Origin of the sequence: Nocardia sp. JMUB6875, from assembly GCF_041154655.1 — a bacterium.
Classification (GTDB): Bacteria; Actinomycetota; Actinomycetes; order Mycobacteriales; family Mycobacteriaceae; genus Nocardia.
Map to the genome: position 1 here is coordinate 1 of NZ_BAAFGR010000008.1, position 14,875 is coordinate 14,875.

At 70.2% G+C, this 14,875-nt stretch carries 6 protein-coding genes; 5 read left to right on the forward strand and 1 reads right to left on the reverse strand.

The features are described from left to right. From ACAM49_RS03630 to ACAM49_RS03645, 4 genes are all read left to right on the forward strand, one after another. A partial coding sequence (locus ACAM49_RS03630; protein ID WP_369634021.1) for an amino acid adenylation domain-containing protein occupies positions 1–12,833 on the forward strand: 12,833 nt, incomplete at its 5' end. Next, positions 12,826–13,044, forward strand: coding sequence for an MbtH family protein (locus tag ACAM49_RS03635; protein WP_040813122.1), 219 nt, complete (start codon positions 12,826–12,828; stop codon positions 13,042–13,044). The genes ACAM49_RS03630 and ACAM49_RS03635, both read left to right, overlap by 8 nt. Positions 13,045–13,113: 69 nt before the next feature. After that, entirely contained in the window at positions 13,114–13,260 is a 147-nt protein-coding gene (locus ACAM49_RS03640) for a hypothetical protein (RefSeq protein WP_157514241.1), read from the forward strand. Positions 13,261–13,318: 58 nt separating this feature from the next. Beyond that, positions 13,319–13,441, forward strand: a complete 123-nt coding sequence (locus ACAM49_RS03645; protein WP_369634022.1) for a hypothetical protein — start codon at positions 13,319–13,321, stop codon at positions 13,439–13,441. 167 nt (positions 13,442–13,608) lie between these two features. Here the strand turns inward: ACAM49_RS03645 and ACAM49_RS03650 are convergent, their stop codons facing one another. Beyond that, entirely contained in the window at positions 13,609–14,088 is a 480-nt protein-coding gene (locus ACAM49_RS03650) for an ester cyclase (RefSeq protein ID WP_369634023.1), read from the reverse strand. Between the two features lie 102 nt (positions 14,089–14,190). Here ACAM49_RS03650 and ACAM49_RS03655 point away from each other — a divergent pair, with 102 nt between their 5' ends. Continuing rightward, positions 14,191–14,838 carry a TetR/AcrR family transcriptional regulator C-terminal domain-containing protein gene (locus tag ACAM49_RS03655; RefSeq protein WP_369634024.1) on the forward strand — a complete coding sequence of 216 codons (648 nt, stop codon included), beginning with the start codon at positions 14,191–14,193 and terminating at the stop codon, positions 14,836–14,838. Positions 14,839–14,875: the final 37 nt, after the last annotated feature.

Consider the following 14,875-nt stretch of genomic DNA (forward strand, 5'->3'; position numbering starts at 1 on the left):
GCCCCCGCCCCGCCGTCCCCACCAATGCCGGTGCGTCCGTGCCGCTCTCGATCGACCCGGCCGTCGCCGCCGGACTGCGGGAGCTGGCGCGCGCCCACGGCGTCACCATGTTCATGGTCGTGCACGCCGCCTTCGCCGCCCTGCTGGCGCGCAGCACCGGCACCGCCGACATCGCGATCGGCTCCCCGATCGGCGGCCGCGGTGAACGCGAACTCGACGCCCTGATCGGCATGTTCGTCAATACGCTGGTCCTGCGCAGCCGGGTCGAGCCGGACCAGTCCTTCGCGGACCTGCTGGCCCGGGTGCGCGCCGCCGACCTGGCCGCCTTCGCCCACGCGGAGATGCCGTTCGAGCGCATCGTCGACGCCTCGGCCGTGGATCGCACCACCGGCGCGCCCCCGCTCGCGCAGGTCATGCTGACCTACACCGACGCGGTCCGCATGGGCGGCGCCGACACCTTCGCCCTGCCCGGGTTGACGGTGAGCGCGATCGAGATCGACGACCCCACCGTGAAATTCGACCTGCACCTGGTGGTCGGCGACCTGGGCGCGGAGGCGGGCCTGTCCGGGAGTCTGCGCTACGCGACCGAACTGTTCGACCCCGCCACGGCGGCCGAGCTCGGCGAGCGCTTCTGCCGGGTGCTGGCCGCCATGGCCGCCGATGCCACCACCAAGGTCGGCGACCTCGACCTGCTCGATGCCGACGAGCGATCCCGGATCCTGCACGAGTGGAACGAGACCGGTGTCGTGCTGAACACCGCGTCGACCCTGGTATCGCTGTTCGACGCGCAGGCCGAGCGCACCCCCGGCGCGACCGCGATCACCTTCGAGGGGACCGGTCTGTACTACGCCGAGTTCGCGGGCCGGGTGCGGCGGCTCGCGCGTTGGCTGGTCTCCGAGGGCGTCGGTCCGGGTTCGCTGGTGGCGCTGGGCATGCGGCGTTCACTCGACCTCGTCGTCGGCATGTACGCCGTGGTCACGGCGGGGGCCGCCTACGTTCCGCTCGACCCGGACCATCCGGCCGAGCGCACCGAATACATTCTCGCGACGGCCGATCCGGTGACCGTGCTGACCTCCGGTGAGGATCTGCTGGTCGACACCGCGCAGGTGCGGATCGATCTGCTGGACCTGGACGCCTTCTCCGATGACCCGCTGACCGACGCGGACCGCGTCGCGCCGTTGCGGGAGTCGAACCACGCGTACGTGATCTTCACCTCCGGTTCCACCGGCCGTCCGAAGGGCGTGGCGGTGCCGCACTCGGCCATCGTCAACCGCCTGGTGTGGATGCAGTCCGAATACCGGCTGACCGCCGACGACCGCGTCCTGCAGAAGACACCGGCCACCTTCGACGTGTCGGTGTGGGAGTTCTTCTGGCCGTTGCTGATCGGCGCGCGCCTGGTCGTGGCGCGCCCGGACGCCCACCGCGATCCGGCCGAGCTCGCCGAGGTGATCAGCCGCGAGGGCATCACGGTCACGCACTTCGTGCCCTCCATGCTGGAGGTGTTCGTGGCGGCGGATCGGGAATCCGGGGTGGCGGCGGCCGCGCGGTGCACCGGCCTGCGCCAGGTCTTCGCATCGGGCGAGGCGCTGTCCCCGCGGTCGGCGCATCGACTCCGCGAGTTGACCGGCGCCGAACTGCACAACCTCTACGGACCCACCGAGGCCGCGGTCGACGTCACCTATCACGAGGTCACCGATGCCGACGTCGACACGGTGCCGATCGGCCGCCCGGTCTTCAATACCCGGGTGTACGTGCTGGATTCGCGGCTGCGGCCGGTGCCGGCGGGTGTCGCGGGTGAGCTGTACCTGGCCGGTGACCAGCTCGCGACCGGCTATGTGGCTCGTCCGGACCTGACCGCGGATCGCTTCGTGGCCAACCCGTTCGGGACCTCCGAACGCATGTACCGCACCGGTGACCTGGTCAAGTGGAACCGGGCCGGGGAACTGGAATATCTGGGTCGCACCGACTTCCAGGTGAAGTTGCGCGGCCTGCGGATCGAGCTCGGCGAGATCGAATCCGCGCTCACCGCACTGGACTCCGTCGCCCAGGCGGTGGTCCTGGTCCGCGGCGCCAATCCCCAGCTGGTCGCCTACCTGGTGCCCGCCCCCGGCGCGGAGGTTTCCACCGGTGCGGTGAAAAAGGCACTGTCCCAGCGTATTCCGGCCTACATGGTGCCCGCGGTCTACCTGTGGCTGGACGCCCTCCCGCTCAATGCCTCCGGCAAGCTCGACCGCGCCGCCTTGCCCGCGCCGACCGCCGCGACCGCGTTGCGGGCGCCCACCGGTCCCGAGGAGCGGATCGTCGCGGAGGTGTTCTCCGCCCTGCTCGGCGTGGAGCGGGTCGGTGCGGACGACGACTTCTTCGCCCTCGGCGGCAATTCGCTCATCGCCACCCAGTTGATGGCGCGCCTGGGCAAGGTCGCGGGCGTGCGCCTGCCGCTGCGCGCGGTCTTCGACGACGCCACCGTCGCGGGTCTGGCGGCCCGGATCGCCGCGGCCGACGCCGAGTCCGTGGTGGAACTGCCGCCGGTCGTCGTGCAGCAGCGCGGCGAGCGCATTCCGCTGTCCATCGCCCAGCAGCGCATGTGGTTCCTCAACCGCTTCGACATTCGCGACGGCTACACCATCCCGTTCGCGCTGCGGCTCACCGGCGCGCTGAACCTCGAGGCGCTGCAGGCGGCCGTCGCCGATGTGGTCAACCGCCACGAGACCCTGCGCACCCTCTACCCCGAGCACGACGGCGAGGCCAGCCAGCTCATCCTGCCGGCCGGTACTCGCCTCATCGACCTGGTGCCCGAGCCGGTCTCGGCGGATCGGCTGCCCGGCCTGGTGGAATCGGTGGCGCGCACGGCCTTCGACGTCACCGCCGAGGTGCCGTTCCGGATCCGGCTGTTCGAGCTCACCGACGAACCCGGCACCCACCTGCTGGTCATGGTGGTGCACCACATCGCCGCCGACGGCTGGTCCTTCGGCCCGCTCACCCGCGATATCGCCAGCGCCTACGTGGCCCGCTGCGCGGGGGAGACCCCCAACCTCGCGCCACTGCCGGTGCAGTACGCCGATTTCGCGCTCTGGCAGCGCGAAGCGCTCGGCAGCGCCGACGACCCGGACTCGGTACTGGCCCGCCAGCTGACCTACTGGACGCGGCGCTTGCACGGAGTCCCGGATGTCCTGGCCTTGCCGACCGATCGTCCCCGCCCGGCGGTCGCCACCGGCCGCGGCGCAGGGTTCGAGACCCGCTTCGACGCCGAATTGCATTCGGCCATCCTCGATTTCGCCGCGGCGCGCCGGGTGTCGCCGTTCATGGTGCTGCACACCGCGCTCACGGTCACCCTGGCCCGGCTGTCCGGCACCGCCGACATCGTCGTGGGCACCCCGGTGGCCGGACGCGGTGACGAGGCCCTCGACGATCTGGTCGGCATGTTCGTCAACACCCTGGTGCTGCGCACCGAGGTGCGGCCGGACGCGCCGCTGGGCGAGCTGCTCACCCAGGTCCGCGACACCGACCTGGCGGCCTTCGATCACGCGGTGGTCCCGTTCGAGATGCTGGTCGAGGCCGTGAATCCGGTCCGCTCCCAATCGCATTCGCCGCTGTGCCAGGTCACCCTGACGCTGCAGAACCACAACCGTCCGAGTGTCCGGCTCAACCGGCTGTCCATCGAGGCGCTCACCGTCGAGGCCACCGCGGCCCAGTTCGATCTGGACTGGACCATGGCCGAGTCCACCGACGCCGAGGGCGCGCCCGGCGGCATCGAGGTCTACATCACCTACGCGACAGACCTTTTCGACGCGGGGACGGTCGGCGGCTTCCAGGCCGCCTACGAACGGGTGTTGCGTGCCCTGCTCGCGGACCCGCGCACGGCCGCCGGGGATGTGGATCTCATGTCGCGCGCCGAGCGCGGCGAGCTGCTGGTGAACCGGAACGCAACCGGTCGGAGCCTGCCGGTCGAGACACTGGCGGACCTGCTCGACGGCCGGGCGGCGGCGGACCCGGCCGTGGACGCGCTGTTCTTCGAGGACGAGCGGGTCACCTACGGCGAGCTGGCCCCGCGCGTGAATCGCCTGGCACGGCTGCTGATTTCGAAGGGCGTAGGCCCGGATGCCGTCGTCGGTGTCACCGCGCAGCGGTCGATCGACATGGTGGTCGCGCTGTACGCGGTCGTCGCCGCCGGTGCCGCCTATGTGCCGGTCGATCCCGCACATCCGGCCGATCGCCTGCGCCACATCCTCGACACCTCGGCGGTGTCGCTGGTGTTGTCCGTCGGCGGCGCGACGCTGCCGGAACTCGACGGCATCACTGTCCTTGATGTCGCCGAACTCGGTGCGCTGGAAGGTTTCTCGTCCGAGCCGGTCACCGACGCCGACCGCCTCGGCGACCTCCGCCCCGACAACCTCGCCTACGTCCTCTACACCTCCGGCTCCACCGGCCTCCCCAAGGGCGTGGCGACCAGCCACCGCGCCATCATGAACCAGCTCCGCTGGCTCGAGCACCGCTACGGCGTCACCTCGGCCGACCGCATCATGCAGCGCGCCCCGCTGGCCTTCGACGTCTCGGTCTGGGAATGCTTCCTGCCCGCCATGGTTGGTGCGCCCCTGGTGATTCCGCGCCCGGGCGGCCACCAGGACCTGGACTACCTGGCCGGTCTCATGCGCGACTTCGGCGTCACCATCGCCGAGCACGTCCCGTCCGTGCTGGCCGCGCTCATCGCGGAGGGCCACGGCGACGCCCTGGCCTCCTTCCGCCACCTGCACACCGGCGGCGAGGCGCTGCCCGTCGACCTGCTCGGCGAACTGCGGGAACTGGTCGGCGGCGCGGTGCACAACGCCTACGGCCCGACCGAGGCCGCGATCTCGACGATCTATCACGAATTCTCCGACGCCGACGCGGATTTCGAGGTCGCCATCGGCCGCCCGAACTGGAACACCCGCGCCTACGTGCTCGACTCCCGGCTGCGCCCGGTCCCGACCGGCGTCATCGGCGAGCTCTACCTGGCCGGTACCCAGCTGGCCCGCGGTTATCAGGGCCGCGGCGGACTCACCGCCGACCGATTCGTGGCCGACCCGTTCGGCGTCCCCGGCGCGCGCATGTACCGCACCGGCGACCTGGTCCGCTGGAACCGCACCGGCGACCTGGTGTACATGGGGCGCAACGACTTCCAGGTGAAGCTGCGCGGTCAGCGCATCGAGCTGGGGGAGATCGAATCCGCGCTGCTGTCGGCCGCGGGTGTCGCGAACGCGGTCGTGCTGCTGGCCAAGGACACCGCCGGGACGGATTGCCTGGTCGGCTACGTGTCGGGTCCGGACCTCGACGCCGATGCCGTGCTGGCCCACGCCCGCACCCAACTGCCCGCCTACATGGTCCCCGCGCACCTGGTGACCCTGGCCGAGATGCCGCTCACCAGCGTCGGCAAGCTCGACCGGAACGCCCTGCCCGCGGTCGAATTCACCGCCGCCACCGTCGCCTACCGCGCGCCCGCGGCGGGCACCGAGGCCGTACTGGCCGCATTGATCGGCGATCTGCTCGGCGGCGTCACCATCGGCGCGGACGACGACTTCTTCGCGCGCGGCGGCAATTCGCTGCTGGCCATGCGCCTGGTGGCCCGCGCCAATGCCGCACTCGGCGCGGACCTGACCGTGCGCCAGCTCTTCGACGCCCCGACCGTCGCCGAACTCGCGGCGCGGATCGGGAACGGCGGAACGGGTCTGCCGCTGCGGCGCATGCCGCGGCCGGAGCGAATCCCGCTGTCGCCGGCCCAGACCCGCATGTGGCTGCTCAACCGCCTGGACCCGGAATCGGCGTCCTACAACGTGCCCGCCGCCGTGCGGGTCACCGGCGAGATCGACACCGCGGTGCTGGAGGACGCCTTCGCGGATGTGGTCGCCCGCCACGAGACGCTGCGCACCATCTACCCGGCCGACGCGGACGGCATCGGCTACCAGTTGGTCCTGCCCGTCGAGGAGGCCCGGCCCACCCTCGAACTGCGGACCGGGGCCGACGCCGCGGACCTGAGCTGGATCGAGAGCTTCGTGGCGCGCGGGTTCGACGTCACCACCACGGTTCCGGTGCGGGCGACACTGATTCGCGAATCCGCGCACAGCCACGTGCTGGTCGTGGTGCTGCACCACATCGCCGGTGACGGGCAGTCGCAGGATCCGCTGCTGCGCGACACCATCGCCGCCTACCTGTCCCGCGCCGCGGGCCAGGCCCCGGTGTGGTCGGAACTGCCCGTGCAGTACGCCGACTACACGCTGTGGCAGCGGGCCACCCTGGAACAGTCCGGCGAGCGCGAACTGGCGTTCTGGAAGGAGACGCTGGCGGGACTCCCCGAGCTGCCGCTGCCCACCGACCGGCCCCGCCCGGCCGTGGCCTCCGGCGTCGGCGCGCGGGTCAAGGCCCGGCTGGACGGCGGCGGGCTGGCCGCCGCGATCAAGCGAATCGCCGAGGCGCACAATGTCACCCCGTTCATGGTGTGGCATGCCGCGCTGTCGGTGCTGCTGGCCCGGATGTCGGGCACGGACGATATCGCCATCGGCACCCCGCTCGAGGGGCGCGGCAATGCGGCGCTCGACGATCTGGTCGGCATGTTCGTCAATACGCTGACGCTGCGTACCCGGCCGGAGCCCGAGCTCGGGTTCGACGAGCTGCTGGCGCAGACCCGCGAGGTCGATCTGGCCGCCTTCGATCACGCTGTCGTCCCGTTCGATCAGGTCGTGGACGCGCTCGGCGTGCCGCGATCCGAGGCCCGCAATCCGCTGTTCACGGTGGCGCTGAGCTACATGAACCTGGGCTCGCAGACCTACGCGGTACCCGGACTGGTGCTCGAGGCGGTCGACTTCGAGCATCGGGTGGCGCGGTTCGATCTGCAGTTCACCGTGTCCGACGAGCCGGATGTCGACGGGCATCTGGCTCTCGAGTTGAACTACGCCACGGATCTTTTCGACGAGGCCACGGCGGCCGCGCTGCTGCGCCGCCTGGGCCGGGTGCTCGGCGCGGTGACGGCCGATGCCACCGTGCGGATCGGTGATATCGATCTGCTGTCGCCGTCGGAGCGGAATGCGCTGCTGGATCGCAGTGCGACACAGCCGGTTACGTTGCGTACCCTGGGCGACTACTTCGCCGAGGCCGCCGCGACGTACCCGGAGAATGTCGCCCTGCGCTACCGGGACCGCGAGCTCACCTACCGCGAACTCGATGCCGAATCCACCCGTCTGGCCCGGGTCCTCATCGATCGTGGCATCGGCGCGGAGGACTATGTCGCGCTGGCGATCCCGCGCTCGGACCTGACCCTGGTCGCGGTGTGGGCCATCACCAAGACGGGTGCGGCCTTCGTCCCGGTCGACCCGAACTACCCGGCCGACCGCATCGAGCATATGCTGTCCGACTCGGGCGCGACCTTCGGTCTGACGGTGGGCGAGAGCCGGGACCGGTTGCCCGGTGCGGCCGAGTGGCTGGTCATAGACGCACCCGAATTCATCGCGGCGACAAGTGAACTCGATGCGACTCCGCTCGCGCCGAGCGAGCTGGTCCGCCCGGTCCGCATCGCCCACCCGGCCTGGATGGTCTACACCTCCGGCTCCACCGGCCTGCCCAAGGGCGTCGTCGCCACCCACAGCGGTGTCGCCGGTGTCGCCGTCAGCCAGAAGGAGCGCTACCGGGTCGGCCCCGATGCCCGGGTGCTGCAGGTGTCCTCGCCGAGCTTCGACGCCTACCAGCTCGAGATCCTCATGGCCACGGCCGCGGGCGCCCGCCTGGTGATCGCACCGGCCGGGGTCTTCGGCGGCGCCGAACTCACCGACCTGATGGCGGCCGAGGGCGTCACCCACGCCTTCATCACCCCGGCGGTCCTGCAGACCCTGGACCCGGCGCGACTGCCGGAGTTCCGCGAATTGTCCGTCGGCGGTGAGGCTTACGGCCCGGAGCTGGTGGCACGCTGGGCGACCGGAACCCGCGCCGTGCACAACGGCTACGGCCCGACCGAGACCACCATCACCTCGAACATCAGCGCACCCATGCTGCCGGGCGAACCGGTCGAACTGGGCGCGCTGACCGACGGCATGACCGCGGTCGTGCTCGACTCCCGGCTGCGGCCGGTGCCGGTCGGGGTGACCGGCGAGCTGTACCTGAACGGTCCGGGCGTGGCCCGCGGATACCATGCGCGGCCGGGCCTTTCGGCCGAACGCTTCGTGGCCGACCCGTACGGTGCGCCCGGCGAGCGGCTCTACCGCACCGGTGACCTGGTGCGCTGGACCGCGCGGACCGACGGGCGGCGCGGGCTCGAATACGTCGGGCGCGCCGACTTCCAGGTGAAGGTGCGCGGCCTGCGCATCGAGCTCGGCGAGATCGACGCGGCGCTCATCGCACACGAGAGCGTCGAATTCGCGGTGACGCTCGGCCACACCGACGCCTCGGGCACGGTGTCGCTGGTGTCGTACGTGGTAGCCGCGCCCGGCCACACCGTCGATGTCGACGAACTGCTGGCGCACGCGGGCGGCTCGCTGGCGGCGTACATGGTGCCCGCCGCGATCATGGTGCTCGACAGCATCCCGCTCACGCCGGTCGGCAAGCTGGATCGAAAGGCGCTGCCGGAACCGGTCTTCCGCGCCGCCGAGTTCGTGGCACCGCGCACCGACGCCGAGCGCACGGTCGCGGAGATCGTCGCGGCGGTGCTGGGCACGGAAGGCCCGGTCGGCGTCGCGGACGACTTCTTCGGACTCGGCGGAAACTCACTCACCGCAACGCAGTTGGCCGCACGGCTGAGCGCCGCGTTCGGGGTGAGGGTGGCTGTCCGGACGGTCTTCGAGAACTCGACCGTCGAGGCACTGGCGGTGGCCGCGCTCGCGGGCGACCCGCAGGGTGCGGAACGTCCGGCCCTGCTGCCCCGCACCGGCGACGGTCCGGTCCCGGTTTCCCTTGCGCAGCAGCGCATGTGGTTCCTCAACCGCCTGGATCCGGATTCCACCGCCTACAACATCCCGCTGCCGATTCGCCTGACCGGCCCGCTGGACGTGGCGGCGCTGCACGCGGCCATCGCCGATGTCGTGCTCCGGCACGAGGTGCTGCGCACGGTCTACCCCGAGACCGAATCGGGCCCGGTACAGGTGGTGCTGCCCGCCACCGTAGCCACGGAACTCCCTGCGCTGGAGCCCATTCCGGTAACCGAGGAGACGGTGACCACCGCCGTCCTCGAGATCATCGACCAGGGCTTCGACGTCACCGCCACCGTGCCGCTGCGGGCCGCACTATTCGAACTGGCGCCCGAGGACCACGTCTTCGTCGTGGTCATGCATCACATCGCCGGTGACGGCAGCTCGCTGGCGCCGCTGGCCCGCGATGTCATGACGGCCTACGCGGCGCGCAAGTCCGGTGTCGCCCCGGCCTGGACGCCGCTGCCGGTGCAGTACGCCGATTACGCGGTCTGGCAGCGCGAACTGCTCGGCTCGGAGGACGATCCCGCCTCGCTGGTGTCCAAGCAGCTGAGCTTCTGGACCGAGACCCTGGCCGGACTGCCGCCGCTGCTCACCGTTCCGGCCGACCGGCCGCGACCGGTCGTCCTCGACACCACCGGCCGCCGCGTCGACTTCACCATCGACGCCGAAACCCACGCGGCCCTGGCCGAATTGGGGCGCGACAGCGGGGCCACGCTGTTCATGACGGTGCACGCCGCCTTCGCGGCACTGCTGTCGCGGCTCACCGGATCGACCGATATCGCGGTCGGCACGCCGGTCGCCGGGCGTGGCGAGGCGGCGCTGGACGACCTGGTCGGCATGTTCGTCAACACGCTCGTGCTGCGCACCGAGGTCGCCCCGGGCGAGAGCTTCGCCGATCTGGTCCGCCATGTCCGGGCCCGCGATGTCGCGGCCTTCGATCACGTGGACGTGCCGTTCGAGCGGCTGGTCGAGGTGCTCAACCCGGAGCGCTCCACCGCGCGGCACCCGCTGGTGCAGGTCGGGTTCTCCTTCCACAACCAGGATCAGGCGGCCTTCGACCTCGACGGGCTCGGGGTCGCGGCCTTCGAATTCGATACCGATGTCTCGCAGTTCGATCTGCACCTGGTCGTCATGGACCGTTATGACGCCGACGGCGCGCCCGCGGGCATGACCGCGACCATGACCTACGCCACCGCGCTGTTCGACGAGGCCACCGTGGCCGGATTCGCCGATCGGCTGCGGCGGCTGCTGGCCGGGGTCATCGCCGATCCGCAGGCGCCGGTCGGGGACGTGGACATCCTGGGGACGGCGGAATCCGCTCGCCTGCTGCGGGATTGGAACGCCACCGGACCCGCCTTCCCACGCAGCGGGCTGCTGGACGCCTTCGACGCGCAGGTGCGGCGCACGCCCTTCGCCATCGCGGTGGTCGAGCAGGGGCGGGCGCTGAGCTACCGCGACTTCGCCGAGCGGATCGACCGGCTGGCCCGGGTCCTCATCGGCGAGGGCGTGGGGCCGGAAACGCTGGTGGCGCTGGCGCTTCCGCGCAGCATCGAGCTCTTGACCGCCATGTACGCGGTGGTCCGGGCGGGCGGCGCATATGTGCCGCTGGATCCAGCGCATCCGCTCGAGCGCACGGCGATGGTGCTGGAGACGGCCGCGCCCAGCGTGGTGCTGACGAGTACGGCCCGGCCTATGGAATTGCCCGCTGTGCTGCCGGAAACGGCAACCGTGGTGGATGTTTCGGTGGCCGAGGATCAGACGCTGCCCGCCAACGCGATTCGCGATGACGAGCGGCACGCTCCGCCCTCGCCCGCCGATCCCGCCTACGTGATCTTCACGTCGGGTTCGACCGGCAAGCCCAAGGGCGTGTCCGTGCCGCAGGCGGCGGTCGCGCACCAGATGGATTGGATGCAGTCGGAATACCGTCTCGCCGAGGGCGATTCGGTGCTGTGGATGACATCCGCGGCCTTCGACCTGTCGGTGTGGGAACTCTGGTGGGCATTGCGCACCGGTTCCCGGATCGTGCTGGCTACCGAAGGCGCGCAACACGATCCAGAAGGACTGCTCGACCAGATCCGCCGGGAGTCCGTCACCACCCTGACCCTGGTTCCCTCGCTGCTGGGCATGCTGGTCGATGTCGCCGGGACGGACGGGCTGCCGGAGTCGCTACGCCGCCTGCTGGTGATCGGTGAGGCGCTGCCCGCGCGGACCCTGTCCCGCGCCAAGGCGGCGACCGGCGCGCGCATCGACAACCTGTACGGCCCGACCGAAGCGGCGGTATCGGTCACCCGATTCCGCACCGACACCGAGATCCGCCAGGCCGTGGTGCCGATCGGCACGCCGGAGGCGGGCAGCCGGGTGTACGTGCTCGACGACCGGCTGCGGCCGGTGCCGGTGGGCGTCACCGGCGAGCTGTACCTGGGCGGCGCGCAGCTGGCCCGCGGGTACCACGATCGGCCGGAGCTGACGGCGGAGCGGTTCGTGGCCGATCCGTTCGGACCGGCGGGGACCCGGCTCTACCGCACCGGCGACCTGGTGCGCTGGACTCGGGGAGCCGAAGAGGGCAGCGGTGTCCTGGAATTCGTGGAGCGCCGGGACTTCCAGGTGAAGGTGCGCGGGTACCGCATCGAGCCGGCCGAGATCGAGCACGCGTTGCGCTCGGCTCCGGGAATCACGGATGCCGTCGTCGTGGTCGACGGCGCCGCCGATGCGGCACGGCTGGTCGGATACTTCAGCGGCACAGATGATCTGGATCCGGCGCAGGTTCGTGCGCGCCTGGCCGGACTCCTACCCAGCTACATGGTGCCCGAGGCGCTCGTGGCGCTGGACGCGGTGCCGCGCAATGCCAATGGCAAGGTCGATCGCGCCGCGCTTCCGGAACCCGAATTCGCCGTCCGCGAATACCGCGCTCCCGCAACCGAAGTGGAGACCGCCGTGTGCGCCGTCTTCGCCGAGGTGCTGGGTGCCGAGCGAGTCGGCCTGGACGACAACTTCTTCGAGCTCGGCGGCAACTCGCTGCTCGCGGTCCGGCTGGCCACGCGGCTCGGCGAGACCCTCGGCCAGAAGGTTCCGGTCGTCCTCGTCTTCGCCGCGCCGACGCCCGCCGAGATGTCGGGACCGTTGAGCGCGCCGGGCGGCTTCGACGCCGACGCGGCGTTCTCGGTCCTGCTCCCGCTACGGCCGTCCGGCACGGGCGCACCGCTGTTCTGCGTCCACCCGGTCGGCGGCATCTCCTGGTCCTTCGCGGGCCTGGCCGCCCACCTGGACGAGGACCGGCCGATCTACGGCCTGCAGTCGCCCACCCTGATCGGCGATGCGCCGCTGCCGGATTCGATCGAGGACTGGGCCGCTCGCTATGTCCGCGAGATCCGCGCCGTGCAGCCGGAGGGGCCGTACCACCTGCTCGGCTGGTCGCTCGGCGGTGTGATCGCGCACGCCATGGCGGTGCAGTTGCAGGAGGAGGGCCAGGAGGTCGCGACCCTGGCCATGCTGGACAGCTCGCTGGAAAGCGATGTCGATCCGGACACCGCGGTCCCGGTGGCCGAACTGCTCGGCGAGGCGGCCGGACTGGTCGACGCCGAATCCGAGGTCGGCGCGGAACGCATGGCCCGGATCGTGGACAGCGCGCTGGCTTCATTCCCGCTGATCGGCGCCTACCAACCGCGCCGGTTCAAGGGCGATCTGCTGTATTTCCATGCCGCACTGGACGATCCGAGCGGCGCCTGGGGCGTCTCGAGCTGGACCGACGCCGTCGACGGCGTCCTCGAGAACCATGCCGTCCCGGCCACCCACTGGCAGATGACCTCGCCCGACGCGCTGGTGCACATCGCCCGCGCGATAAATGGCACGGCCCGCGCGCTGAACGCCACCACCCCACGGATTCAGAAAGGCAACTCGCATGAGTAATCCCTTCGATGACGAAGACGCCCAGTTCTACGTGCTCGTCAACGAGGAGGCCCAGCACTCGCTGTGGCCGGTGTTCGCCGCCATCCCGGGTGGCTGGACCGCCGCGCACGGTCCGGCCAAACGGCAGAGCTGCCTGGACTACGTCGAAGCGCACTGGACCGATATGCGGCCGGCCTCCCTGGTTCAGGCCATGGCGGTCGAGCCCGAATAGTTCCGCGGCACAAGACTTCCGCGCACCAGACCCGGGGTCGAATCGGCTCCGTCGAGAAAGGGAAAACACATGACCACCACTCCTCCCGACACTGGCGGCGGCACCACCGTCGACATCGGCGCCATCATCTCGCAGGTGCTGAAGTTCCTCGGTAGCGGTTCCACCACCAGCTACAACCCCAAGGGCCCGAAGCTCAAGAGCGACATCGCCAAGTAACAAGCACACCGCGAAGCAATTCGCGTAGCACGACACAATTCTCGAAAGGTTTCATCCCATGCCCGTGTACAGCGGCAGCGGTTTCACCGATCTGCTGGTGGCCATCGCCCACCTGGTGAGCTCCGGTTCCTCCACGTCGATCACCCAGCCCACCCCGCCGGCCACGACGCCGACCGTCTAGGAGGCCAGCATGTTCAGTGGCAGCGCTGTGAACGAACTGTTCGAAATGATGGCCAAGGCGCTGGGCACCGGCTCCTCGTACACCCTCCCGCCGTTCAACAACTGACGAGCGCGCAGGTGTGAAGGCCGCCAGGGCGATTCGTCCTGGCGGCCCCCAGGCCGGCGATTTCAGTCCGCGGTCGGCCAGTCCCAGCCCAACTGCAGAAACATGCCCAGCCGGTCGCTGACCGCGCGGATCTCGCTGATGCGCGAGTCGGCGAGGGTGAAGATCCAGATCTGCTCGACATCACAGGTGCGGCCGGTCGGCTCGGGCATGCGGGCGTGCGCGCCGGTGTGGCGGCCGATCACCCGCAGGCGGGCGACGATGCGATCGTCCTCGCCGATCAACTCCTGCACCAGGATTCCGCTCTGCTCGTCCTCGGTGGGGCTGAAGGCGGCGAGTTGCTGCCGGAAGCCCTCGATGGCCGCGCCGGGGGCGTCCTCCTCGCCGAAGATCACCTTGTTGTGGTCGATCACCTGCGGGGACAGGTAGTTCACCCAGTCGGTTCCGCCGTCGAGGCCGTGGTTCAGCGCGTCTACGAACGCGGTGATGACGGCCTTGTTGGCGGCGATTGCCGCCTTCTCGGTGGCGACTGCGGTGGTGTTCATGAGGTTCTCCCGATCTCGATAACTCTTACGTCGTAAGAGTTCGTGGCTGTGCACTATGCTCCACTTACGACGTAAGAGTTGTCAACACCGGAGGGAAACTCGATGGCAGCCAAGCGCACCCGCGCCGAACGGGCGGGGATCTCGCGGGAGCAGGTGCTGGACGCGGCGCTGGCCTTCGCGGACCGCGAAGGGGTGGCGGCGCTTTCCATGCGCAAGCTGGGGGCCGAGTTGGGTGTGGAGGCCATGACGCTGTACCACTACGTGCCCAACAAGGACGCGCTGCTGGACGGGATGGTGGAGCGCGTCATGTCTCAGGCCGACGCCGGATTCTCCGACGGGCCTTGGCAATCGGCGCTGTCAGATTACGCGCATGCGCTCCGCGCGGCCGTTCTCGGGCATCCGGGTGCCCTGCCGCTGATCGCGACCCGTCCGGCCGTCACGCCGCGGACATTGCGGACTGCCGAACGTGGCTTGAAGCTTCTGGTGGATGCCGGATTCGAACTGGGCACCGCACTAGATGCGCTGAATTCACTCACGCTATTCGTTGTGGCGCATGCCAATTCGGAGGCGCGGATCGCGCCGATCAACGAGGCGGGGGAGGCGGGCTCTGTCGAGTTCCTGAAAACGCTTGATCCCGAAGAGTTTCCGCTGATTCTGCGGGCCGCCGAGACCTCTGCTGGCACCGATGATCGGGCTCGGTTCGATTTTGCCATTGGGGCATTGATCAACGGGTTCGCCGCCGCGCTCTAATATGTTGGTAGCCAAGGATATACCCGGCATGTTGGGC